This is a genomic window from Odoribacter sp. N54.MGS-14, from assembly GCF_000980295.1.
GTDB classification, from domain to species: Bacteria; Bacteroidota; Bacteroidia; order Bacteroidales; family Marinifilaceae; genus Odoribacter; species Odoribacter splanchnicus.
This window is the reverse complement of the sequence record NZ_LARL01000014.1, coordinates 21,967-47,831: the sequence shown is the minus strand read 5'-3', so window position 1 is coordinate 47,831 and position 25,865 is coordinate 21,967. Positions and strand designations below refer to the sequence as shown.

20 protein-coding genes are annotated in these 25,865 nt (G+C 44.6%); 8 read left to right on the top strand and 12 right to left on the bottom strand.

Annotated elements, in window-relative coordinates:
* Positions 1 to 83: 83 nt before the first annotated feature.
* The 4 genes from WS42_RS04935 (at position 84) to WS42_RS04925 (ending at position 4,306) form a co-directional block, all read left to right on the top strand.
* Positions 84 to 1,421 carry an MATE family efflux transporter gene (locus WS42_RS04935; protein ID WP_022160017.1) on the top strand — a complete coding sequence of 446 codons (1,338 nt, stop codon included), beginning with the start codon at positions 84 to 86 and terminating at the stop codon, positions 1,419 to 1,421.
* Between the two features lie 101 nt (positions 1,422 to 1,522).
* On the top strand, positions 1,523 to 2,014 hold the full coding sequence (locus tag WS42_RS04930; RefSeq protein ID WP_140398506.1) for a hypothetical protein: 492 nt from the start codon (positions 1,523 to 1,525) through the stop codon (positions 2,012 to 2,014).
* 425 nt (positions 2,015 to 2,439) lie between these two features.
* Entirely contained in the window at positions 2,440 to 2,616 is a 177-nt protein-coding gene (locus tag WS42_RS15335; protein WP_162609965.1) for a hypothetical protein, read from the top strand.
* 709 nt (positions 2,617 to 3,325) lie between these two features.
* Positions 3,326 to 4,306: a D-alanine--D-alanine ligase gene (locus WS42_RS04925; RefSeq protein WP_046402328.1), complete on the top strand. Its 981-nt coding sequence runs from the start codon at positions 3,326 to 3,328 to the stop codon at positions 4,304 to 4,306.
* Between the two features lie 17 nt (positions 4,307 to 4,323).
* Here the strand turns inward: WS42_RS04925 and mnmA are convergent, their stop codons facing one another.
* Genes mnmA through WS42_RS04905 form a run of 4 tightly spaced genes read right to left on the bottom strand, consistent with a single transcriptional unit; the run spans position 4,324 to position 7,594 of the window.
* Entirely contained in the window at positions 4,324 to 5,418 is a 1,095-nt protein-coding gene (gene mnmA, locus WS42_RS04920) for a tRNA 2-thiouridine(34) synthase MnmA (protein WP_013613436.1), read from the bottom strand.
* Between the two features lie 2 nt (positions 5,419 to 5,420).
* Positions 5,421 to 6,197: a tRNA (guanosine(46)-N7)-methyltransferase TrmB gene (gene trmB, locus WS42_RS04915; RefSeq protein ID WP_022159855.1), complete on the bottom strand. Its 777-nt coding sequence runs from the start codon at positions 6,195 to 6,197 to the stop codon at positions 5,421 to 5,423.
* A gap of 26 nt (positions 6,198 to 6,223) precedes the next feature.
* Complete coding sequence (locus WS42_RS04910; protein ID WP_013613438.1) at positions 6,224 to 6,685, bottom strand: gliding motility lipoprotein GldH; 462 nt, start codon at positions 6,683 to 6,685, stop codon at positions 6,224 to 6,226.
* Between the two features lie 12 nt (positions 6,686 to 6,697).
* Positions 6,698 to 7,594, bottom strand: a complete 897-nt coding sequence (locus tag WS42_RS04905) for a S66 peptidase family protein (RefSeq protein ID WP_022159854.1) — start codon at positions 7,592 to 7,594, stop codon at positions 6,698 to 6,700.
* A gap of 180 nt (positions 7,595 to 7,774) precedes the next feature.
* Between WS42_RS04905 and metG the strand changes: the two genes are divergently transcribed.
* Positions 7,775 to 9,805 carry a methionine--tRNA ligase gene (metG, locus tag WS42_RS04900; RefSeq protein WP_046402326.1) on the top strand — a complete coding sequence of 677 codons (2,031 nt, stop codon included), beginning with the start codon at positions 7,775 to 7,777 and terminating at the stop codon, positions 9,803 to 9,805.
* Positions 9,806 to 9,851: 46 nt separating this feature from the next.
* Here metG and WS42_RS04895 read toward each other — a convergent pair whose 3' ends face one another.
* Complete coding sequence (locus tag WS42_RS04895; protein ID WP_046450802.1) at positions 9,852 to 10,460, bottom strand: hypothetical protein; 609 nt, start codon at positions 10,458 to 10,460, stop codon at positions 9,852 to 9,854.
* A gap of 780 nt (positions 10,461 to 11,240) precedes the next feature.
* Between WS42_RS04895 and WS42_RS04890 the strand changes: the two genes are divergently transcribed.
* Entirely contained in the window at positions 11,241 to 13,925 is a 2,685-nt protein-coding gene (locus WS42_RS04890; RefSeq protein ID WP_022159851.1) for a TonB-dependent receptor, read from the top strand.
* Between the two features lie 32 nt (positions 13,926 to 13,957).
* Positions 13,958 to 15,898: a choice-of-anchor J domain-containing protein gene (locus WS42_RS04885; protein WP_046450804.1), complete on the top strand. Its 1,941-nt coding sequence runs from the start codon at positions 13,958 to 13,960 to the stop codon at positions 15,896 to 15,898.
* An 84-nt stretch (positions 15,899 to 15,982) separates the two neighbouring features.
* On the opposite strand, the gene WS42_RS04880 is transcribed toward WS42_RS04885, so the two are convergent.
* Entirely contained in the window at positions 15,983 to 17,752 is a 1,770-nt protein-coding gene (locus tag WS42_RS04880) for a bifunctional metallophosphatase/5'-nucleotidase (protein ID WP_046402359.1), read from the bottom strand.
* 122 nt (positions 17,753 to 17,874) lie between these two features.
* Between WS42_RS04880 and WS42_RS04875 the strand changes: the two genes are divergently transcribed.
* Positions 17,875 to 19,281, top strand: a complete 1,407-nt coding sequence (locus tag WS42_RS04875) for a NupC/NupG family nucleoside CNT transporter (RefSeq protein WP_013613444.1) — start codon at positions 17,875 to 17,877, stop codon at positions 19,279 to 19,281.
* On the opposite strand, the gene WS42_RS04870 is transcribed toward WS42_RS04875, so the two are convergent.
* The 6 genes from WS42_RS04870 to prmC form a co-directional block, all read right to left on the bottom strand.
* The gene (locus WS42_RS04870; RefSeq protein WP_046402325.1) at positions 19,246 to 20,571 is read right to left on the bottom strand and encodes an MFS transporter; all 1,326 of its coding nucleotides are present in this window, start codon (positions 20,569 to 20,571) and stop codon (positions 19,246 to 19,248) included. The genes WS42_RS04875 and WS42_RS04870 overlap by 36 nt on opposite strands.
* The gene (locus tag WS42_RS04865; RefSeq protein WP_046402324.1) at positions 20,564 to 21,886 is read right to left on the bottom strand and encodes a SpoIID/LytB domain-containing protein; all 1,323 of its coding nucleotides are present in this window, start codon (positions 21,884 to 21,886) and stop codon (positions 20,564 to 20,566) included. The genes WS42_RS04870 and WS42_RS04865 overlap by 8 nt, the downstream gene beginning before the upstream one ends.
* 13 nt (positions 21,887 to 21,899) lie before the next feature.
* Positions 21,900 to 22,838, bottom strand: coding sequence for a DUF4922 domain-containing protein (locus tag WS42_RS04860; protein ID WP_022159846.1), 939 nt, complete (start codon positions 22,836 to 22,838; stop codon positions 21,900 to 21,902).
* 21 nt (positions 22,839 to 22,859) lie between these two features.
* Entirely contained in the window at positions 22,860 to 24,233 is a 1,374-nt protein-coding gene (locus WS42_RS04855; protein WP_046402323.1) for a glycosyltransferase family 2 protein, read from the bottom strand.
* Positions 24,234 to 24,497: 264 nt separating this feature from the next.
* The gene (locus tag WS42_RS04850) at positions 24,498 to 24,980 is read right to left on the bottom strand and encodes a regulatory protein RecX (protein WP_046402322.1); all 483 of its coding nucleotides are present in this window, start codon (positions 24,978 to 24,980) and stop codon (positions 24,498 to 24,500) included.
* A 12-nt stretch (positions 24,981 to 24,992) separates the two neighbouring features.
* Positions 24,993 to 25,865 carry a peptide chain release factor N(5)-glutamine methyltransferase gene (prmC, locus tag WS42_RS04845; RefSeq protein ID WP_022159842.1) on the bottom strand — a complete coding sequence of 291 codons (873 nt, stop codon included), beginning with the start codon at positions 25,863 to 25,865 and terminating at the stop codon, positions 24,993 to 24,995.

Below are 25,865 nucleotides of genomic sequence, written 5' to 3'. Positions count from 1 at the left end.
GGGGAGAGGATCGAAGGGAGAAAAGAAAAGGGAAAAGAGGAAAAAAGGAAGTAGGGGGAAGACATATTATAGTAGATAGATCGATGAAGACAACCGACCTGACACAGGGCAGTATTTTTAAAAGCTTGTGGATCATGGCTGTGCCCTTGATCTCGGCCTCTTTTATCCAAATGGCTTATAGCATGACAGATATGTTGTGGCTCGGTCATTTGGGAAGTGATGCTGTCGCTGCAGCCGGAGCTGCCGGTTTTTTTACCTGGCTTTGCAACGCTTTGTCCTTTATGACTAAAATCGGGGCTGAGATTACGGTTTCCCAATCTGTCGGTTCGAAAGATTATCGCCGGGCAGCTCATTATGCCAGTCAGGCCATTACCTTATCGACTACAATCGGATTTATCTATGCCTGTATCATCATCCTGGCAGCCCCTTTACTGATGGGCTTGTTCCGTTTTGAAACCTCTATTTCGACCCAGGCGATCGATTATATGCGTCTGGTCGCTCCCGGGTTATTTTTCCAATTCAATAACAATACGTTCAGCGGTCTTTACAATGGTCAGGGAGATAGCCGGACTCCTTTCCGTACTTCTGCCGTAGGACTTATCGTCAATATTATCCTCGATCCCTTGCTGATTTACGGCATCGGTCCCTTTCCGGCCTGGGGTACCGCAGGGGCTGCCGTTGCCACTGCATTAGCACAATTAGTGGTTTACGGCATCTTTGCACGCCGGATCTTCAGTGACCGGTTTCCGTTAGGGCGTATGCACCTGCTCAGCCGATTGAAACAAGATTATGCACGACGTATCATTTTATTGGGTTTGCCGGTCAGTATACAAAATGCCCTCTTTTCCATGTTTTCCTTGACCTTGGCTACCCTAGCCGCACGTTGGGGAGCAGTAGGGGTCGCTGCTCAAAGTATCGGAGCACAGATCGAAGCCATCTCCTGGATGACTGCTGCCGGTTTTTCTACCGCCTTGGCTGCCTTTACCGGACAGAATTACGGCGCCGGAAATTATGAACGTATCCGTAAAGGTTATCGCCTGACATTAGGAATAGCCGGGAGTATCGGTTTGGGAGCCGGAATTCTCTTCTTTGTATTAAACCACGAGATCTTCGGGCTTTTTGTAAACGAACCGGAAGCCATTGAAGCCGGCGGTAATTACCTGAAGATTTTGGCTTTATCACAACTTTTCATGGTAACCGAATCCGTTACTGCCGGAGCATTCAATGGTACCGGACATACGACTCCTCCGGCACTGACCGGGATTATTTTCACCGGAGCACGTATTCCGATGGCCTATTTTCTGACCTCCTTCCCCCAATTAGGGTTGACGGGAATTTGGTGGAGTATCACGATTTCGAGTATTTTGAAAGGCTCTGTTCTTCCACTTTGGTTTCTGCATTTTCAACGCAAGCTAAAATAATTTCAGATTATTGTCTTTCAAATTAGTTCCTTCCAGGAAAAATCCATATGTTTGTCCAGGAAGAAAATTTATGTGTGTGCAACAAGCAAAAAGTTAGTGCTATGCCTTGTAACGAACACATAAATTGCTCTGATTGCCCTTCTTGTGGAGGGGATATGTTTTATTATCTCCGTTTTTTAGAAGGTTATTCCTATCAACAATATCATTTTAAACAAAATAGTATTCTTTTCCTACTTCAGGGAGAGATCCGGATCGACGGCTTACATTTTCCCCATCTCATCATCCATAATAAACAATTACTTGTGATTCCTGTCGGTATCGAACTCGATATTCGTATCTTAAAAAATTCGGATTGTCTCGTTTATCGTTTGAGTGAATTTCCTGTCTTATGCGAGGAACAATATAAAAAAATGACCCTCTCTCAACAGGAAGACACATACGGCAATTTACTGGATACCCTTCCCCCTATTCATGAATTTTCTCTGGGATTGATCCATTATTTAGCAGACGGTATGCCTTGTAAGAAATGTTTTTCTTACTATATCGCTATTATTCCAGTCCATAAATGGCTGCTTTTCTATATCCGGCCCTGAGATTGAAGCAATGGCTTCATTACCAAATGGAAGGATTTAGCTGAAGAAGATAAAAACATATCTAAATAATTCTAGGTTTATTTTTTTCTTTCTATTCCGATTCCGGGTTTTATACCGTCAGACCGGTTCGCCAGGACCGGTCCGTTAAGGCTTTCCTTCTCTGACCGGCGGAACTCCTCACTACGTTCGTCAAACACCACCGGTCGGGCGTTCGGAAAACCTAACCGGACACTCGTTCCTGCTCCAATGGTCTTCCGCCATAAAACCCTGCATCTCACGGCAGAGCTAACCGGCAAAGAAAATACAACCAGAAATTAGCAGCAGCAGGAAGCCGGACCGTCCGGATTATTTCTAGGTAGAATGTTATTTCTCAAATCAAGACCGGTCTGCAATTCAGTGATAACGTAAGTCGAAGGTGATCGGGATTGGCGACCATTGGAGCTCTGGCGAGTGTCGTTTTGCTTTTTCTGAACGCCCGACCGGTGGTGTCTGACGAACGTAGTGAGGAGTTCCGCCGGTCAGTGAAAGAAAAAGGTAGACGACCGACAGAAGCGACCGGGTCGCCAATTCCGATCACCGGAGACGAATTGGTAACGAAATAAACCTAGCATTTTTTGTACTTATTCGTCTTCGGTATTCGTATTTGGAGAGCGGTATTGATTGAATACTTTCGAAAGGATCCATCAATAAAGATTCAGTTTATTTATCCTGCTTTCAAAAAGAGTTTTATTGAAGAGTAATATTCATTTTACCTTCTGCTTCAAGTAAAAGCCTGAGGAAGGTAGTTCTTTGCCATATAGTAAATAGGTAGTTACCATATAGTTAATATGTATCAACTCCAATTCAATTCCAATTAATCTCCATTTTAACACCAATTAAAATTGGCATTAAATTGAAAATAAATTGGAGATTTAAACTTTTTTTATTATATTATCAACTTCAGAACTAAATATAAACATCATGGCAAAGGTAATTTCTTCAGGGAGCGGGTATGTTTCTGAACGCATAGGAGACCATTGGAACAGGACCGTTTCAGACGCTCCGGTCTGACGGTATAAAACCCGGAATCGGAATAAAAAGAAAAAATATAACAACCTTTATCCGGTAGAAGCGGAACGGGTATTATATGCTGGAGACGGGAAAGATATAGTGATTTTTATGACAAAATCTGAATCGGGTTGAATGCAGGTAAACTGATCGTACTTCTTAAATATCGAAAGTTGGGATGGAAATATTGTTCAGCAAAAATTGATATTTGTAATTTGAAAGTTAATTTTGCACGATAGGAATTGAAAATATAACTTTTAGATCATGAAAAAAAATGTAGTGGTGATTGCAGGAGGAAATTCTTCTGAATATGAAGTATCTATAAAATCCGGGAATCATATCTTTTCAGAAGTAGACGGAGAAAAATACAATAAATACCTGATGATCTTACGGGGCAGAGATTGGATGGTGGAGATCGGAGATCAGAAATTTCCGGTAGATAAAAATGATTTTTCATTTGAATACCAGGGGAAGAAAGTTGTTTTTGATTTCGCCTATATCACCATTCATGGTAATCCCGGTGAAAACGGGATGTTGCAAGGTTATCTCGATATGATGGGAGTGCCTTATTCAACCTGTAATACTTTGGTGGAAGCCATTACTTTCGATAAATATACCTGTACGAATTATTTGAATGCTTTTGGTATCAATACGACTCATCCGATCATGCTGGTCAGAGGAAAGGCTTTCGATAAAGAAGCGGTGCTGAAGGCTGTCGGTTTACCTTGTTTTGTAAAGCCCAATGCCGAAGGCTCGAGTTTCGGTGTGTCTAAAGTGAAGACAGCTGCCGATTTCGATGCTGCGGTCGAGGGGGCTTTCAAGATGTGCAGAGAGATTTTGGTCGAGAGCTTTATCGATGGGATTGAGTTTACCTGCGGTTTATACAAAGTAGGAGATAAAAAAGTGGTTATGCCTGTCGCCGAGGTCATTCCCAAAAAAGAATTTTTCGATTACGAGGCTAAATACGATGCAAAAATGTCGGATGAGATTATTCCCGGACGTTTTTCTGCAGAGATTACCGGCCGGATTCAGGATATGGCTTCCGAGGTATATGACATCCTGCGGTGTGAAGGAATCGTCCGTATCGACGGTTTTGTCCGGGGGGAAGAAATCATCATGTTGGAAGTCAATACCACGCCCGGTATGACCGCCAACAGTTTCGTCCCCAAAATGGTCCGTGTCATGGGTTTCCCTTTACGGGATGTGATCACCGGGATCATTGAAGAGAAGCTGAAAAGGCTATGAAGCTAAAGGCTTTTAGCTTATAGCCTTTTACCTTCTATCACCCCTCCCCCCACAACGTCTTCTCCTTCATAGAATACGGCGCTTTGGCCGGGGGTGATGGAATCCATGGTTTCATGAAAGACGACGCGCAGGCGGTTGTCTTCCGGATATAAAGAAGCTTTCTTCCCTTCATTCCGGTAGCGGATCTTGGCGGTGACTTCCAGCCCGTCGGGGATTTTTGCGTATTTCATGAGGTTGATCTCTTTGGCAAAGAAAGATTTTCCTTGCAATTCTTCCTTTGTGCCTAGTACGACCGTATTATCTTCGGGATGAATGGCTATGACAAACATCGGCTGGCCTAAAGCGATACCCAGTCCTTTCCGCTGTCCTATCGTATAGTTGGGGTATCCCTTGTGTTCGCCCAGGCGTTTACCACTGGTATCGACGAAGTTCCCCGGACCGTATTTTTCCGTATAGTTTTCGACCTGTTCGGCCAGAAAAGTCCGGTAGTCATTGCCGGGAATGAAACAAATCTCCTGACTTTCCCCTTTTTTAGACAGTTTTTCATATCCGTGATCAAAAGCGATCTGCCGCACTTCGGGTTTGGTCAGTTCGCCCAGTGGGAAAAGCGTACGGGATAGATTTTCTTGAGTCAGGGTCCAAAGAAAATACGTTTGATCTTTCGAGAGGTCTGCTCCTTTCCGCAGATACCGGCGTCCATCCTGATGACCGATGCGGGCATAATGGCCGGTAGCGATATAATCGCATCTCATTTCGTTGGCCGTCTCGATCAATTTCCCCCATTTGATCGTCGAATTGCAGATGACACAAGGGTTGGGAGTGCGTCCTTGCAGATATTCTCCGATAAAATTGGTGATCACCGTATCTTTAAATTCTTGCCGGATATCCAGAATATGGTGTTCGAATCCCAGTTCCTGAGCCATACGTTTCGCTTCGAACAGAGAATCGACGCTGCAACATCCCTTTTCTTTCTCCATACATCCCCGGGATATATTGTCGAAAGTACGGTAAGTTACGCCTACCAATTCGTATCCTTGCTCTAGTAATAACATGGCGGCGACCGTACTGTCGATACCTCCGCTCATAGCCATCAATACTCTCTTCTTTTCCATTTTCAATTATTCCTGATTGCTTTATTTCCGTGAACAAGGTGACTGTTCATATAGCGTGTTTCGCTGTGATAATCGTCTTTTTCTATTTCTACGTCGGGCTCGGTCAGAGGGATGTCTTCTCCTAAAGAAAAACGGAGATATTTGATCTGTTTCCCTCTCGATAGCCACTGTTTTTCATAAAATGTTTTAATGCTCAAAATTTTATCTTCCCAGCCGCAGCCGTACAGGTCTTCGGTTCGGACTTCTACCGGTAAGTGGTTGAGTTCGATCAGAGCCGAGGTGTATCGGTATAAAAACAGGCTGTCCGTTTTCAGATGGATCACAGCTTGTGGGGCCAGTATTTTCCGGTAGAGACTCAAAAAGCGGGTCCCGCTAAGGCGTTTACGGGCTTTAGCCATTTGAGGATCAGGGAAGGTAATCCAGAGTTCTGCAATTTCTCCCGGAGCGAAAACCGATTCGAGCATTTCGGCATACATACGCAGGAAAGCTACATTATTCATTCCGTCTTCTACAGCTGTTTTAGCCCCTTTCCACATACGGGCACCCTTGATATCCAGTCCGATAAAATTTTTTTCGGGATACAATTTTCCCAGTTCGACCGTATATTCTCCTTTGCCGCACCCGATTTCCAGAATGATGGGATGATCGTTATGAAAGACCTCCTCATTCCATTTTCCCTTCAGGGGGTAATCCGTACGAAACACCTCTTCATGCTTGGGCTGGAACACATTGGGTAATACTTCCATTTCTGCAAATCGTGCCAGTTTTTTCTTTGCCATCTTTTTTCTATGAATCTGATTAATCCTTATCCCTGAGTTTGCACTTTCTCGATCTTTATCCCTACATCTTTTACTCCGGCCATTTCTTCCATCCGCATGCCTTGTTCGATCCGGAAGATTACATTTCCTTGGGGAAGAGTCACCGGATTACGATTGATCGGTTGTTCCAATGTTTTAATGCTGTTGCCTTTTCCCAACCAACGGCCGTCGGGTTCTGCTATTTTCAGGTTTACCGTATCGGATAATTGCTCTTGTCCGTGACTGCGGGTAGAGACGAAACACCAAAGATTGGCCATCTCGTAATCGGTGGTATGCCGCAAACAGAGTTTCACTATATATTGTCCACTGTCCGGGATGTCGGCTGTAAATTCGACGATATGATACCGGTTCCAGACTTCGTCGGGTTGTTCTTCATATTTTTCGAAGACTGCCGGTGATTGGCAAGCTCCCATTAAAATAACCGATAGGAAAAAGATGTATTTTCTCATTTACAAGCTTGTTTAATCATTTTGAAAATGGATGGTAGTTCCGGTAGCACTGATCTCCATTTCGATCGTCGAACCGATGATCAGAGGAAAATTGTTCTCTGCATGTCCGGCCGGAAAACCGAAACAGATCGGATAGGCATAGTCGGCGAATACTTCTTGTATGATTTCATAAGCATCTTTCCCGAAATTGAGCCCTTTCATTTCTGTAAAGTCTCCGACAATAAGTCCCTGAAGTTTTGAAAACTTATCCGTTAGCTTCAGGCTTTGTAGCATGCGGTCGATCGAATATAGATTTTCCCCTACATCTTCCATAAATAGAATAGAACTTTGGTGTTTACATTCCAATACCGAAGAACGCAGACAATGTAAAAGAGTCAGATTTCCACCCGTCAGTTCGGCCTGTACGATCCCTTCTCGGTTGAACGGATGGGGAGGAAGCCGGTAAGAAGATATTTTCCCGAATAAAAATTCTTTCAGTCGTAATAAGGCTGCCGGATTTGTTGTGCGAAAACTTTTAGGCATAGGGGCGTGCATGCTTTCAATGCCCAGCGTGTTGAGCTTCGAATGGAAAACGGTAATATCGCTGAATCCGATAAGCCATTTCGGGGAACCTTGAAAAATAGAATAATCCAGTTGTTCGACAATGCGTAAACTGCCATATCCGCCACGGGTACAAAATATGGCCCGGATGTCTTCGTCATCGAGCGCCCATTGCATATCCTGCAGGCGTTGTTCGTCCCGGCCTGCAAAATAGCCGTAGGTAGCTGCCGCGTTCGGGCCTACGATAGGATTCAGTTCCCAGGAACGTAACACTTCTACCGCATCATGTATCGATAGCGGATCGATGATACCTGCCGGAGAAACCAGGGCGACTTTATCGCCGGATTGAAGATATGGTGGTCTGAACATACAGTAAAATTAAAAAGTAATAAGCTATAGGCTAAAAGCTATAAGCTATAGGCAGAAAGCGATAAGGCTTTTCGGGTGCGAAGATAAGTAATTTTCAATTTTCAATTTTCAATTTTCAATTATTTCTTACCTTTGCACACTGCAATTTAAGATTTTGAAACTGAAATAACAAGAAGAGATATGGCTAAGTTCAAAAGGAATCTGATCACGACGGCATTACCTTATGCTAACGGGCCTGTGCATATCGGTCATCTGGCCGGTGTTTATGTTCCGGCCGATATTTATGTGCGCTATCTGCGGCAAAAAGGAGAAGAAGTAGTATTTATCGGTGGTTCGGATGAGCATGGAGTGCCCATTACCATCAAGGCTCAAAAAGAGGGAGTGACTCCTCAGGATATTGTTGACCGTTATCATCAAATCATCAAAGATTCTTTCGAAGAGTTCGGTATCTCTTTCGATATCTATTCCCGCACAAGTTCGAAAACACATCATGAATTGTCTTCGGCTTTCTTTAAGAAGTTATATGACGAAGGAAAATTCATCGAGAAAACTTCTATGCAGTTCTATGATGAGAAAGCCGGACAGTTTTTGGCTGACCGCTATATTGTAGGGAAATGTCCTCATTGTGGGAATGAACGGGCTTATGGCGATCAGTGTGAGGCTTGTGGTACCAGCCTGAATGCTACCGATCTGATCGATCCTGTATCGGCGGTTACCGGTAACAAACCGGAACTTAAAGAGACGAAACACTGGTATTTACCTTTGGATCGCTATGAGGATTGGTTGAAAGAATGGATTTTGGAAGGCCATAAAGAGTGGAAAAGTAATGTTTACGGACAATGTAAATCGTGGTTGGATAATGGTTTACAGCCCCGTGCCGTGACCCGCGATTTGGATTGGGGGGTGCCCGTACCGCTCGATGAAGCGAAAGGAAAGGTGCTCTATGTCTGGTTCGATGCTCCTATCGGATACATTTCTGCAACGAAAGATCTGACTCCGGAATGGGAAAAATATTGGAAGGATCCCGAAACCCGGATGATCCATTTTATCGGGAAAGATAATATTGTATTCCATTGTATTATTTTCCCTGCGATGTTGAAAGCAGAAGGTAGTTATATATTGCCCGATAATGTGCCGGCCAATGAGTTTTTGAATCTGGAAGGAGACAAGATTTCGACTTCCCGGAATTGGGCCGTATGGTTGCATGAATATTTGCGTGACTTCGAAGGTAAACAGGATGTGTTGCGGTATGTGTTGACAGCCAATGCTCCCGAAACCAAAGACAACGATTTTACCTGGAAGGATTTTCAAGCCCGGAATAACAGTGAGCTGGTGGCTATTTACGGCAACTTCATCAACCGCGCATTGGTGCTGACGCAGAAATATTTCGGCGGTATAGTGCCTGAGCGCGGAGAACTGGCGGATTATGATAAAGAAGTATTGGCTGAAATTCCTGAGATTATCAGCCGGGTAGAGAAAAATCTGGATAATTTTCACTTCCGGGAAGGACTCAAAGAATGTATGAATCTGGCCCGTTTGGGAAATAAATACCTGGCCGACACGGAACCCTGGAAATTAATCAAGACCGATGAAGCCCGGGTGAAGACTATTTTGAATATCTGTTTACAGATTGCAGGGGACCTGTCTACTTTGACCGAACCGTTTATTCCGTTCAGTGCGTCGAAATTGAGGGATTTCCTGAATATAGCTCCGATCGCCTGGAACCGGATGGGAGATGAGGTGGTGCCGGCAGGGCATCGGCTGAATGAACCGGGATTGTTGTTCGAGAAGATCGAAGATGAGCAGATTCAGCGACAAATCGATAAATTGCTGGCTACTAAAAAGGCCAATGAGATGGCTAATGCACAAGTAAAGCCGGCGAAAGAAAATATTTCGTTCGATGATTTTGCTAAACTGGATATACGTGCCGGAAAAATCATTGCTGCCGAAAAGGTGGCGAAGACGAAGAAATTAATGAAGCTGACGATCGATACCGGTATAGATACCCGCACGGTCGTATCCGGAATCGCTGAGTATTATACACCTGAAGAAGTGATCGGGCAGCAAGTGAGTATCCTGGTGAATCTGGAGCCTAAAGCGCTCAAAGGCATCGAGTCGCAGGGTATGATTCTGATGGCTGAAAATGCCGATGGTTCCCTGGCTTTTGTCCGTCCTGACAAAGAGGTGAAGAACGGTTCCGAAATCCGTTAAAGAATCATCCGGGGACAAAGTACTCTATTGTTCCCGGATGATATATCTATTCCAGTCGAAGGGAGAAATAGACAAAACGGGGCAGTTTGAACTTTTCCTGCCATTGCTTCGGATCTGTTTTTGCATACCGGAGACCGCAAAAATCATAAGCATCCATACCTTGATGAATGCGTTTGATACCGGTTGTATAGGCTACCAGATTTATTTCGTCGCTAGTCGTGTAAGGTGTCGGCGGAAGGGTTTCCATTAAAATATAAGGTGTCGGCGGAGCAGTACCGTTCTTCGTGTCAATGGCATATTTTGTCTTAGGCATACTGTATCGGGGGGTTTTACAAACAAGAGTCAGTGTGTCGTTTTGATCTTGTGCGATGAAAACGAAAGTGGCCAGAGTGTCGGAAAATTCAAATGCATAAGGAAATAAGGATTTAGACGTAATTTTACCTTCATGGGATTCGTTCACCCATAGTTGCCATTTTTTCCCTTTGATGTCTCCATGAATTTTCATTTTCATGTATTTTATATCTAAAAAATCCATCAAATCCAGAGTGGCCGACGGAATAGAATCGGGGGATACATAACTGATTCTGACCTGATTTTGTGCAAAAATGCCAAAAGAAAATAAAAGGAACAGAGAGGTCATAATGGTCTTTTTCATAAATTATAGCCAATTAATGGTGATTCATCTTTTATTCGATACAAAGGAAGACGCCTGTTTTTTATGGTTTTACGGGCACTCGTACAAATTTATTCAAATTCGGCAGACTTTTCAATTTTCAGGTAGTAAATCGTCGAAAGACACTCTATTTTGTTTACAATACGGTTTGTAAAAAACAAGAAGGCGCAACTAATTGCGTCTTCTGTGTTTTTTAGGGAGACATTTCCTTGAGACTTTAAAATTGAAACAGGCAGGGATTTTTGAAAAGAAATTATTATATGTGCGTCTGTGTGGTGTGTGCGTGGTGTAAATATCCCGTGGTATACCTTTTCGTCATTTTAAAGAACTGCTTTGGAAATCAGCTTGTTTTATAAACTTCCTCTCCCCGTGGTGTGTGCTAAATCATGGAGTTATACGCCGAAAAATGAGAAAGAGTTACAAAATGCCGGATTTTTTTTGAATGAAATGTGATTATTTTTATAATCATTTGTTTGTTAATGTTTTATATGCCGGTTGCTAACGAAAAAATAAACCGGATAGTTTGGCTTTTCTCTTTTTTTGTCTTAAAAGAATCGATATAGCTATTTTGTAATATTAATTCTATATTTTTACGGCGTCAAAACGGTTATTATTATAAAAAGTTTTGACTTTTATATGTTTGTGTTAAATATTTAATGTAATTCCATTTTTATATATAAAATTATACGTTTGTTTTTAAAGAGCGTTGGTGGTGTGAAAAATAGGGTTAAATCATTTATTAATATTAAGAGATGTTATTGTATGAAAAGTTTATTTACTAAGGCTTTATTACTTATGCTCTCTTTGTGCCTCATGTCGTTTATGACGGTGGCTCAAGGGACGATTAAAGGAAAAATTGTTGATTCTCAAACGAAAGAACCTTTGGTTGGGGCGACAGTGATGCTGGAGGGTACTTCGGAAGGCGTAGCTGCCGATCTGGATGGTAGTTTTACGTTGAAGACCGGTCAGACAGGCAAGCAAACTTTAACTTTCCGTTGTGTCGGTTACAAAGAATTGAAAAAAGAGGTGACCTTGGGAAAAGAACTGAATTTAGGAACCATTGCTTTGGAAACCGAATCCATCGGTTTGGGTGATGTGACGGTTACTGCTTCGGTAGCTGTTAGCCGGAAGACTCCTGTAGCTGTGGCTGTGATCGATCCGGTAGCCATAGAAAATAAACTCTCCACTCAGGAGTTTCCTGAAATTTTAAAATCTACACCTAGTATATATGCTACGAAACAAGGCGGAGGATTCGGTGATTCCCGGGTAAATGTACGTGGCTTCGAAAGTGAAAATGTGGCCGTTATGGTCAATGGAGTGCCGATGAACGAAATGGAAAGCGGTAAAATCTACTGGTCGAATTGGGCCGGACTTTCGGATGTTACCCGTTCGATGCAGGTACAACGCGGACTCGGTGCGGCTAAGGTGGCTGCCCCTTCGGTAGGAGGTTCTATCAATATCGTGACCAATACGACCGACGTCAAAGCCGGAGGAGGTATCTCTTACGCTGTGGGAAACGACGGATTTAATAAGATCGCATTCAATGTTTCTACCGGTTTGCGTAACGGGTGGGCGATTTCGATATTAGGTGCTAAGAGCTGGGGAAACGGTTATGTACAAGGGACCGAGTTCGAAGCGTACAGCTATTTCGGAAATGTATCCAAGCAGATCAATGACAAACACATGATCTCGCTGACCGTATTGGGGGCTCCTCAATGGCATAATCAGCGAAATGACAATCTGTTGATTTCAGAATGGCAGAAACATGCTAATAAATATAAATTCAATGCTGTTTATGGATTCGGACTGAACGGACAGCGGAAAGTGGCCGGATATAATAAATTCCATAAACCTCAGATTTCTTTGAACCATTACTGGACAATCAATGAAAAATCCAGTTTGTCGACAGCCTTATATGTGTCTATCGGTCGGGGAGGCGGTTATCGCGGACAAGGAAACAGCACTTATAAAAATAGCTGGTATGCTACGGCTTTGGACGGAACGTTGAATACGCAATTCCGGGCTGCTGACGGGACATTCGATTATGCAGCCATTTATGATTTGAATATGAAGAGCGAGAACGGTTCGCAGATGGCGATGTCCAATAATATCAACAACCATGAATGGTACGGTTTGTTATCGACTTACACCACTCAGCTCGGTCAGTATTTTAATGTATACGGCGGTCTCGACCTGCGGTATTATAAAGGAACCCACAAAGCTGTCCTGGTGGATCTTTATGGAGGCGATTATTATGTCGATTCGGAAAGCCGTAAAAATGTAAAAGCTGAAAATAATGCGTTGGCACAAGATGCGAACTGGAAGAACGAGAAGTTGAAAGTCGGTGATGTCGTATACCGGAACTACGATGGTTTTGTTACGCAGGAAGGAGTATTCGGACAAGTAGAATTCAACCGGAATGCCCTGGCTACATTTATTGCCGGTTCGGTATCCAATACGATGTATTGGCGTTATGACCGTTTCTATTACGACAAAGCACATGCAAAATCAGGCAAAGCCGATTTCTGGAGTGGAACGGTCAAAGGAGGTGCCAATTATAATCTGGATGAACACAACAATGTATTTGCCAATATCGGTTTTATTTCAAAAGCTCCTTTCTTCGAATATGCCGTGTTCCTGAATAAGGAAAATAGCAACGAGCTGAATAAGGATGCTGTGAATGAAAAGATCTTCTCTGTAGAATTGGGATATGGTTTCCGTTCTCCGGTATTCACCGCTAACCTGAACCTCTATCGTACGGCCTGGATGGATAAGAGTATGGGAGCCAGTGTCACTTTCCAGGATTCTGACGAACGGGGACGGATCAATATGACGGGGGTAGACGCTTTACATCAGGGAGTAGAGCTCGAGGTAACGGTGAAACCTGTGCGTAATCTGGAGCTGACAGGTATGCTGTCATTAGCCGATTGGCGCTGGAATAGCAGGGCTACCGGTTATCTATATAATGACCAGGGAATACCTTTGACCAAAGATGGGGTAGTGACGACAGAAAAGAGTAAAGAACATGCGAAAGTGGATGTCGATTTGAAAGATGTGAAAGTCGGCAACTCGGCACAGACGACTTTTGCTTTCGGAGCCAATTATCAGGTGTTGAAAGGTTTGAGATTGGGAGCCGATTATACCCATTGGGCTCGTAATTATGCCAAATTCAAGCTGCAGGGAAGTGATTTATCCAAGGAATTGGGTAAAACGATGAAATATGATACTCCTTGGAAAATTCCGTCTGCCGGAAGTATGGATGTGAATATGAGTTACCGTTTCCCGCTCGGAAAAGTTTGGGGAATCATTTCGGCTAATGTAAATAACGTATTGGATCAGGAATATATTTCCGACGCAGAGGACGGTACGACACACGATTGGACGACAGCACAGGTATATTATGGATTTGGCCGTACTTATTCCGTACGTTTCAAAATAACTTTTTAAAGATAGTAATGAAGTTTATAATTGGAAAAATGATGAAGAAAATATATATCCTCAGTACAATATGGATGGCTTTCATCGTGGGGGCATGCGATTATAATGATAAGAATTTCGATGGCCTGGATGATATCGTGAAGCCTGCGAATGTGGTAAAAGAGAAATATACCTTGGTTGAAGCGGATTATGCGGCTATCAGTGACAATAGTACGAATAAGAGTATCGCTAAAAAAGAAGGTACCGATAAGGCGTTAGCTGCAGTGAAAACCGATTTGTACCTTAATGAAACGGTTCCCGGCCCGACTTATCTGCCGGCATTTTTGGCGGCTAAGTATTTTACTGCCGATGAAGGTTCGAGTGTGAAAGTAACTTATAGTTACCGGGAAAATAAGTCCGAATTACTTTCAGCCTATTCTTCGATAAAATCCTATAAGGCTGGGAATAAGGATTATCGGGCAGCATACGGAAATGCAAAGTTCGTGCCTTACCTCAATGAGAATACAAAAAATAAAGTGGCCGATCTATTGATCAACGGGTATGAAGAGCCCGAAGAGGGAGATGTTGTTTTAGTCGAATATAGATATAATGCACAAAGTAACAATACTTTGGAGGCCCCACAACTTTGGGAGAATTTTGAAGATCTCGGGACGGGTAATTTGACCCGGCTGAAAGATTGGGGATCTGAAAAAGATTGGTTCGTCAGCTCTACAGGAGGCACACAGTGGAAGGTGACTGCTTATAACAACAATCAATACATACAGTATTCTGCTTATAAGACGGAAGGAGAGTGCGAGGCTTGGATGGTTACGCCGGAAATGACGGTCGGTGCTGACGATAAACTGAGTTTTGATGTTTGTGTCGGAAACTGGAATGCCGATTGTCTTACGGTATGGATTTCGGAAGATTTTGACGGCAAGGACGTAAAAAAGGCAACCTGGACTGATATTACTTCTCATTTTACTATTCCGAGTGCACCCGCAAAAGGATACGGTAGTTTCGCTTCTGCCGGTACTTTTCCCCTGGCACAATACGGTGGTAAAAAGGTGTTCGTTGCTTTTAAATATTTAGGCGACGGAGTGAACAAAAAGACTACAACTTATCAGATCGACAACGTGATGATCGGTTCGAAAATTCCGGAAGGAGAGGGATTGAAAGCAGACGTGGCCTTCGATTTGAAGGTGTTCGACGGAAAGAAATGGAATAATGCGGATAAGAATGTACTTGTTTTGTCGGTACAGGACTATAAAGAAATGGGACAAAACCAGTATTGTTTCTCCGAAAAAGTTTCTGCTGCGGATTATTTGCCGAATTATTTGGCAAAGGTAATCGCTTATCCGGTAGATCAGGAAAACCGTGTGGTGGTTTATCGCTACAACAATGGCAAAGAGGTGAAGAATTATAGCGATGAATATACCTATTCCGCTGCGACTGGCAGATGGACGCTGAATACCCGGATTGTCGACCTCACACAACAGTATGTCTTTGCCGGTGGTGTCTGGAAGTTTGATCCGAGTATGACAATCACGCTGGAAGCTGTCAAAGGAAATGCAGAGTCGGCTGCTTTCTATCAGGCTATCGTAGATTATGTCGGAAAGACTTTCGGTTCCGATTACTATCAGACGGGCTATACGAATGCCGAATTTTATTACGGAGCTTCTTCTTATCAGAATAACTTTAGTTTTTATCCTTATTCTTGGAGGGAAAGTAATAAGGCCGGAGCTGCCGCGTATCAGCATCTTTCGGATGAAGAGCTGACTGCACTGATGTTCGAACGTCTGCCGGAAGCGGTTCGGATCGGTTTGGAAGCTATTTACAGTGATGCCGATGTGGTGACGGGCGTCGAAGTGACCTATACCGTCAACTTCTCGATCTATGGGATCAATGGTACGAAAGATACGACGGTGTATACCGTCAAATATGTGGTGACCGGTAAAGCTGAATTCGAATATGTCGAAGATTCTTTGAAAGCAATCGGGTAGAGCATGGCACTTTCAATCATAAAAGACGGGACTCAGCGATGAGCCCCGTCTTTTGTGATTCATTCTGCGGAGTGATGAAGTAACTCAATGGCTTTCGTATATGATTTTATAATCCTGTTTTTTGCCTGCCTGAAACCAGGCCTCCGGAATGACTTTCCAATCGTTGCGGCAACGCGGAGTCAATACTTTCTTTTCTTTAATGTATTCCGTGATATAGTAACGCACATCTTTGTCCCAGATTTTTAGTATCCGTTGATTGATATCCGTTTTTGTCCATCCTACTCCTTGGGTAAGATGCCCGCCTCCTCCGTTTCCCCGGTAGGAATTGATTGCAACGGTGTAAGTGCTGTCGGCATGGAAAGGGCGGCCGTCGCTCAGGGAATGGATTTCTACCCGGTTGCCGGGTTGCCGGCTGACGTCTACTGTGTATTTGATTCCGGCTGCGCATGAATAGTTGAAATAGTCGGCGGCTAATACATAGTGACCTTTGGGGTTGCGAACGATATTTCCCTGTTCATCCTTTTTGAAATTCAACAAATGATCTTGGGCAGAAGTCATGGTGTTATATTGCAGTTGATAAGCATATTCCAGGTAACGGTCGATTTCCTGTCCGGTGAATTTCATCAGGTAAAGTCCGTTTTCATATTTATAGAGATTGAACATGTCCCGGATGGTAATCTCACCTTGGGCGATTTTAGCGTCCATTTGCAGGACAGTACTGAACGAAACGTCTGCCCGGGTTTCCCGGAGTTGGGCATTATGTATGAAGTCGGTAAAAGCCGAAGGACCGAACAGGCCTTCCCGCCCCGATAATGTTTCGGTAAATTCGCCGATGGGAGTGTCGATATAGGCTTTCACCTGATTCAGGGCCGGTGTGAATTTCCGGAGATAAGCCGTATCCCGTGGGGCTTTCGCCGGATCGATCAATTCGGCGGTATAGGTCTTGTCGTAATGTCCGGCATGCCGGGTCAGGCTGACGGTGATCTTGCCTAAAGCCCGGGCATGCGAACGGGCATCCACGATCAACACTTTATGTCCCGCGTCGTTTGTGATTTCTTCTACCTTTTCCTGATGATCATGGCCCGAGACGATGATATCGAAACCCTCTACTTGCCGGGCCACTAACATCGTGGCATTTTCATTGCGGGGAGTGTCTTTGTTTTCACCGGCATAGTTGTAATTGTAACCGGCATGAAACAGGCCGATCAGCAGGTCGGGGTGTTCTTTTTCCTGAATCAGAGGTACCCATTTCCGGGCCGTCCCGATCATATCTTCGAATTCGATACCGTCCCACAAATGCTGGGGAAGCCATTTGGGAATACCCGGGGTGATCATTCCTAAAACGGCTATTTTGAGTCCCTTGCGGTGGAGTACGGTGTAAGGTTTGAAGTAAGGTGCTCCGGTTCGGGTATCTATTGCATTCGCTGCTAGCCAGGGAAAGTGAAATTCTCCGGCCACTTTATCATAGACCGGATGGCCTGCCTCGATATCGTGATTGCCTACGGCAGCGGCATCGTAACCCAGATCGTTCAGGACCTGGGCGGTAATATTGGTCTGAAGGGTATCGATATAATTGAAATAATAGTTGGAAGGTTGTCCTTGAAGGATATCACCCCCGTCTAATAGAATATACTCCCTGTCACCCGCTTTACGCTCTTCCGAGAGATAACCGGCTACCCCGGCCAGACTGTATAAAGTAGGGCGGTTTTGCTTTAAATCGAAGTCAAAAAGACTACCGTGTACGTCGGTAGTACAGTAAATGGTGAGTGTCGCTTTGTCCGGCTTCCGGGTACAAGAAATAAAAAAACAGACGACCGAACAGATACACCACAGAATGAGAAATAAACGTTTCATGTATAAATCGGATTTGATATTAATGATATGGATAAAAAACATGGCAATGTATAAAAAAAAGTTATACTCCCCCCTTTTTTATTCATTTTTTAGGGCTAAATTGCAGCTCTAAAATCTGAGTTATGAGTGGTGTGTTAAAGAAAGCTTGCTGGCTTTTGCCTGTATTGTTTGTGGTGAGCCCTGTGTTGGCTCAGCAAGGTGGTGGTATACAATCGGCTGCTAATATTGAAAGTCATATCTCTTTCATGTCGGTATTCCGGGGATTACTGGGGATTGTTTCTTTGTTAGCGATCGCCTGGTTGTTCAGTAAAGACCGGAAAGCTATTTCCTGGAAAGTGGTGGGGATCGGTTTGGCGATGCAGTTGGTATTGGCTGTCGGAATTCTTTATGTCCCGGCTGTACAGGCTATCTTTGAATTTTTCGGTAAGATCTTTATCCGTATTCTCGACTTTACGCGGGATGGAAGTATTTTCTTGTTGGGGGATCTGATGGATACCACCAAAGCGGGATATATCTTTGCTTTTCAGGTGTTGCCTACGATTATATTCTTTTCGGCTCTGACCTCCTTATTGTTTTATCTGGGCATTATTCAGAAAGTGGTTTATGCCATGGCTTGGGTGATGACTAAGCTCATGAATATCTCAGGGATGGAATCGTTGTCTGTGGCCGGAAATATCTTTTTGGGACAGACCGAAGCTCCGCTGATGATTAAAGAATATCTCGACGATATGAGCCCTTCCGAGATTTTTCTGGTGATGACCGGAGGAATGGCGACGATAGCCGGAGGAGTATTGGCTGCCTATATCAGTTTTTTAGGTGGGGAAGATCCGGTACAACGGTTGATTTTTGCCAAACATTTACTTGCTGCTTCAGTGATGGCTGCTCCGGGGGCTGTGGTTTTCGCTAAAATGTTGGTACCCCAGACCCGGCAGGTGAATAATAATATTCAGATTTCTAAAAATAAGGTCGGTAAGAATATTTTGGATGCCATATCCAATGGGGCGGCCGAAGGGGTGAAATTGGCTGTCAATGTTGCCGGCATGTTGTTGGTATTTGTGGCTTTTATCGCTTTTGCCAATTATCTGTTTACAAAATTCGGTAGCCTGACAGGAGTAAACGAGTGGATTGCTCAGGTTACTGACGGACGAAGCAAAGAACTGAACTTACAATTTATTCTGGGATATGCGATTTCTCCGTTGATGTGGCTGATCGGTATCGCTCCTCAGGATATGATCCATGCCGGTAGCCTGTTGGGGCAGAAGATCATTATGACCGAATTTATCGGATATGTCGATTTGGCCAACCTCAAAGCTGCCGGAGCTTTTGCTCAGACAAAGTCGGTCATTATGTGTACCTACTTCCTTTGTGGATTCGCAAACTTTGCTTCGATCGGTATCCAAATCGGCGGAATCGGTGGTTTAACTCCCAAAAATAAACCTCTGCTGGCTCAGTTCGGAATGCGGGCATTGTTAGCAGGCACACTCGCTTCTTTATTATCGGCTACTGTTGTCGGAATGATTATCGGTTAAGTTTTTTCTGACCAGATGGGTAGCCCAGAAACTGGGTATCGTACACAGCATGATCCAGACGAAAAAAGCCCGGTAACCGATCGATTCTTCGATCCAACCCGATATCATACCGGGGAGCATCAGGCCTAAAGCCATGAAACCGGTACAGATCGCATAATGGGCGGTTTGGTGTTTGCCGTTGCTGAATAGCATCATAAAATAGGTGAGGGAAGTGAATCCGAAACCATAACCGAATTGTTCGATGGCGACGCAGCCCGATATGATTCCTATACTTTCCGGTCGGGCGAAAGAGAGATACAGATACACGATATTGGGCAGGTTCATGGCAATGGTCATGGTCCATAGGCAGGACTTCAATCCCCGCCGTGCCATAGCGATTCCTCCGACAATTCCTCCGATCGTCAGGGCGATGACGCCGATCGTACCATAGATAAAGCCGACTTCTGCCGTAGATAGGGCAAGCCCTCCGGTAGCCGGAGTATCCAGCAGGAAGGGAGAAGTGATTTTCACCAACTGCGCTTCGGCGAACCGATAGAGCAGGATGAAGATCAGGGCACTGACGATGTGTTTCTTTTGGAAGAAAGAGGTGAAAGTACCTAGAAATTCTTTGAACACTCTTCCGGCAGAGGCTTGTTGAGGTGGAAGGGTACAAGTATCCCGCCGGGGGTGGGGTAAAAACAAATAGTGATAAACGAACAGAAGGGCAAACAGGATTGTCAGCAGGTAAAAAGTCAGCGACCAGGCTTGGGGGATGGCTGCGGTTTCCGGCATCTCCCTGGCGTAGCGTTGTTCGAGCCAGCCGGCGAACATTACCAGTATACCCTGGCCGAAAATAACCGCAAAACGATAAAAAGTACTGCGGATACCGACGAAATAAGCTTGTTTTTTTTCATTTAACCCTAACATATAAAATCCGTCGGCAGCAATATCGTGGGTGGCCGAACTGAATGCCAGCAACCACATGAAAGCCAGGCAATACCGGAAAGCCAGGGGGCCTTGGATCGTCAAGGCGATTCCTGCCAATCCTGCACCGACCAAGATTTGCATGACCACGATCCACCAGCGTTTGGTTTTCAGCAGATCGACCAAAGGGCTCCACAATGGCTTTATCACCCAGGGAAGATTCAAACCACTGGTATAAAGGGCGATATCGGTATTCGACATGCCCATGCGTTTGAATAGAATGACTGCAACGCTCATGACGACGACGTAGGGAAGACCTTGGGCAAAGTATAGAGAAGGCACCCATTGCCAGGGAGAAACCGCTTTGTTTTCTGTTTTCTTATTCATACATTTTTATTAACTCACACCCTTTGAAATAATGTTGTAAAATGGCCTTATAATTATAGCCCCGGGCTCCCATCACTGCGGCTCCTATCTGACAAAGCCCGACTCCATGCCCCCAGCCTGCACCGTGGAAAGTGAATATTCCATCCTGCTTTTCGACGATAAATGCCGAACTATATAGATGGGATTCTGAGAAAGCTTTCCGGATGATCAATTCTTTACCTATGACCAGCGTCTTTTTGTCTCCGGTGATTTTTACACGGATCAATCTGCCCGATACACCTCGCTCGATGGGCTGAATATCCCGGATCGTACCGAAATCGATACCGATTTTCCGATAGACCAATTCCGATAATTGTTCGGCCGGATAGCTGACTTGCCAACGGAAAAAATGCTGGGTTTCCTGGTCATAGTCGTTCAATACCTGTGACAATATTTGCCGGTCGGTTGTATGGCAGAAAGCAGGCGGGAAAGAAAGGATCCACTTCCGGGCTGTCTGTTCATTCCGTAAGTCTCCGGTTTCCAAATCTTCGGGTGCGTCTGTGATCTTATCCAGATAAGGATGTACTACCGGTTCCCAGGTATTGTCGAAGCGTTCGGTGGCTCCTCCGCAGCATTTTGAAAAGCGGGCGTCACAAATGGTTCCTTCGTAGGTAAGTACTTCTCCCCGGGTAGCTTCCAGCGCTTCCCGGACAGCAGGGGTATAGGCTTTACTGATCCCTTGATAACGTTGACAATGATCGTCGGCGCAGACATCGAAATGGGCATGGTCTTCCCGGTCGTACCAGCGAATGTATTCATCCTGATCCACCCGGTAAGAGCTGTATGTGCCCCGTACTGTTTTGGCTTTATCGATCTGAGCGAGCAGCCAACTCCGGGAAATAACGGCGTGGGCTTTCAGAAATTCAGCTGACGAGGTGGCACGCATTTCAGAAGATATCACACTGAGTAGATAGTCTTCCAGAGAAAGGATATTTATCGCTGTCAGGTGTTTTTGTTCGTCGATGATTTTTAGCTTCCCCTTAAACTTTTGATTTTCCTTACGTTCCCAATGAAATTGAATACCGATGACGACATCGGTTAAATCGAAGTCGGAAGTCGTGTCATCTTCCGGTTCGAACGTCAGAGGTAAAGAAACCGGTTCCCGATGATCTGCCTGACTTAACAGGTAACCGTCCTCTGTTTGCCGGATGTTATATGCTCCGGTATATTTTTTTCCTGTAGTCCGGCAGGTGAAAATTCCGTTCAGCCGGAAACAGATTTCCGGTGAAAACAGGATACCGACTTCCAGTTGTGGGAGGTGTGAATATTTCTGCATAGGCAAGGTTAACTTATAATCGGATTAATTCTTTTTGTATCGCTTCCCAGCTATCCGGGCCGGCGGTTACCTGACTGAACATATCGGTCAATAAACCGGCTGAATATTTCCGGAAATCTTCTTCCCGGGGAGAAATGATCAGGCCGGCCATATCGACACATCCCGGACTGAACAATATTTTCTCCGTTCCCTCTGCATAAAATTGCCGGGGACGGCGTGTGCGGCGGGGAAAAAGACAAACGGTCCATTGACAGTTGTCGAACCAGCCGAGCAGGTTGATCATCGGTTCTTCTTCGAACGGAATGGATCGGCCGATGATTTCCATGGTCTGCCGAAAGAGAACCGAAAGGAGATGGGAGTCGGAAGCTTGTAAAAGGATCACTTCGCGGAGATAGTCCTTTAATATAGAAACCGAATAGTAGTCTTTTTTTACCAGATAACGGCGGAGCTCTTCATTGGCGGCATCTTCTTCCAAAGGCATAAGATGCCGCGGGCACATTTGAAAGTGAAAATGGTCCGGGGCAGAAGCGCCGCAAGTGGGACCGTTATAAAATAAGGTATACCCCTGAAAATCGAAAGTGAGATCCAGCAGGTCTTCAAATCGTCCCCCGATGCATTGAGGTTCATGGTGGCGGGAAGGTACCGTAAAATGACGTTCGAAAATGGGATAGGGATTTATAAAAATAGAATAACGATCGTTGTAACGGATTCCTTTTTGCGCTTCCGGCATATGCTCCCGGCATAGAAAACATTTCCGGTTCTGTAATGTCCGGACATCTATTCTGGCATTGGTAGAAATCATTCTGGCTGGATTATACTGGATCCGGAGACGAAAAAGATCGAATGGAATATCCCGGTAGACGGCTTGTTGCAGATCGGTATAATTTTTTTTAGCCAGTTCGAATTCCTGAAGTTGGCCGTTATAGAGTTGAAGTAAATCTTTACTATTCATGAAATTAAAAATTTATTCCGGTTATTTCCCGGAAATTCGGGCCTGGATTTCCAGGGTCCTGATTTTGTCTTTATAAAAATTATAGTTGTTCAGTTGCTGTATGTCCAGATCGTGATCTGAATTTTCTTCCCAACGCCGGCATAAATACAGGGGATCGTAAATACGGGCGATGAGGTATTTTCGTGAAATGGCCAGGGCGGTTGCATAGTCTTCGCCGTAGCTCACATTCGGAAATTTGATTTGCCTTAACACGGGAGTGTAGAATGCCCGTGGTGCGCCGAGCCCGTTTATGCGCAGGGCATTATTACGCCCGTTGTCTGGAGTCCATTCCCGGTGGGCGATAAGCCCTGGCGGAATTTCTTCCAACTTGAAATCGACCATCTGATAGCTACCGATCACCATGGCACAATTCTCCTGATAGAAGGTGTCGACGATACGTTGTAATACATGACAGTCCTTATACAGATCGTCGCTGTCGAGTTGTATGGCGAATTTACCGCATTCCGGTAATAGGATCGCTTCCGTCCAGCATCCTCCGATGCCTAATTCGGTGGAAGCGGGGATGTGATGAATCAGATTGGGGTACCGCCGGGACAATTCTGTCAGAATCTGACCGGTGCCGTCCGTAGAGTGATTATCTACTACAATGACATTAAAAGAAAAATCAGTTTGTTGCTGCAAGGCCGATTCTACAGCTTCCGCAATGGTACGTTTGCGGTTTCTGACGGGAATAATCACAGAGGCTTCCCGGGCGAAATTCTCCTGTCCGAAGTCTATACGCTGAAATTCGGGAGCTAACCAGGCTCCGATCGCCTGGAGGTGGGCTGTACAAACGGCTTCCATCTCCAACTGCACTTCCCGGTTGGCCGGATCGACATAATCGAACTGTTTTTCACCGGATAACCGCAGATCGGTGGGCTGTACGGTATAAAGGGTTTCCGGTATATGTACGATTTTTCCTAAACGCGAAATACTTAACCTTAATTCGTAGAGAGCTGCAAAACGGTAATCGGTATTCATTTGAGCGACTACTTGCTGAAAACTGTCGTTACGGAATAATAATAGTTGCCCGAAATCAAAATCGTTCCGTATACTTCCGGTTTGATATTCCAAGGTGGGATGGTGTATTTTTTTGCCTTGCCGGATTTCCTGGTAATCACTGTAAAACAGTGCTCCGTCATTACTTTCGGCTATCTGGTACATGCGCCCGATTGCATAAGGATGCAGCTCGATGGGAGAAGTACCGGTATAGAAAAGGATATAATCCGAATCTGCCTGCCTGGCTATTTGTTGTAAAGCAGGGGTGTCGGTAAAAGAAGATACGACACTCGTTTTTACTGGTTCGGAACTTCGAAAAAGTTCTTTTTGCAGTAAGAAGGTATGAATTGAATACATATTTCCGGAATTTTTCGTTCAAAACTATAAAAAATAAAAATCAAAACTAATATCCGGTGAGACAAAAAAGTAAATCCACTATAAATTGGAAGAAACGGAGAATTGAAGTTTGCTCTGTTTCCTCCATTGTTCTCAGGAATGGTTCATAGAAGTCAGTACCCTTCTTGCGGGGGCGCCTTCTTGACGGAACCGGAGTGGCCCGTTCGGCCGCTGAAGTAGTTGTAAAAAAATATCGCAGGGGCCATCGGCTTTATGAACTGATTTCTACGAATTTTCTGCCTCTTCGTCTGTATGACCGGGTAAGCGTTGGAGGCATCGGTCGATCACCTCATAGTCGAATCCGCGGCTTAATCCGAAGCGGATCAGTTTGGCTTTTCGTTTATAAGGCTCTTCGCCGGCCAGGGATTTCATTTTTTGTTTTAACAGAGTGAGACAGGCTTCCTGATAGGTATCGGTATCCAACGCTTCTAATACTTGGGAAATGAGGTCCGGATCGATTTTTTTACGATGGAGCATAAGGGCTATTTTCTGTTTTCCCCAATGGTTGAACCGGAACTTATCTTCGGCATAGGCTTGGGCATAACGGGCATCGTCGATGAATCGATGCTGATGCAGAAAAGTCATAATCCGGTCGATTTCTTTTTCAGGTATTTCCCATTTGACCAGTTTTTCCTGGATTTCCCAACTGCAATGTTCTTTTTTACTGCAGATAGCGGCCGCTAAGCTTAAGGCTTTCTCTTTATTCATCTCTATCCGATATTAGTTATGCCGATTTCCTGTTTGTGCCGGCTTTTCACTTTTCACCATTCGTTCTTTTCCATAAAAATCTTTTCGTAATTCGATATTCCGGTAGCCATATCGGGTCAGCAGGGCTATCGTTTCCTGGCCGAAGGCTTCGTTGATTTCGAAAAATAAAAGTCCTTGAGGGTGTAAGTGGGTCAGTCCGAATTCTGCTATGGCCCGGTAAAACAGGAGTGGATCTTCGTCGGGGACAAATAAAGCCTGATGAGGTTCATGATCGAGTACTTTGGCTTCCATCGTTCCTTTTTCGCTTTCCCGGATATAGGGGGGATTACTGACGATCAGATCGTAAGTGTCCCAGGAGGCGGTTTGGGGGTGTAGGATGTCGCGGAGAAGGAATTCCGCTTTAACGCCGTTCAGTATTGCATTTTCCCGGGCCAGCTCAATCGCTTCCGGAGAAATATCGACCCCTGTAACGTGAGCTCCTTGACACAACCGGGCCAGGGAAATTCCGATACAACCGCTTCCACTCCCGACGTCGAGCAGGCGGTTGCCCGGCTTGAGCCATTCTCCCACCCATCTGACCAATTCTTCGGTTTCCGGACGTGGGATTAAAGTCGAGGGGGACAGTTTGAATCTTAAACCGGCAAACTCGGTTTCTCCGAGGATATACTGTATCGGAGAACCGGATTTCAATAAGCGAACGATTCCGATAAATTTATTTATAAAGCTTTCGTCTAAAATTTCGTTTTTTCTAAGATGGATGTCTATATTTGTATAATGCAAAACATCCATGTAAATGATCTTGCAGATACATTCGATTTCATGTTCGGAATATGAATCTTTTAGTTCCTGCAAAGCGTATTGGGATAAATGATGGATTGTATTCAT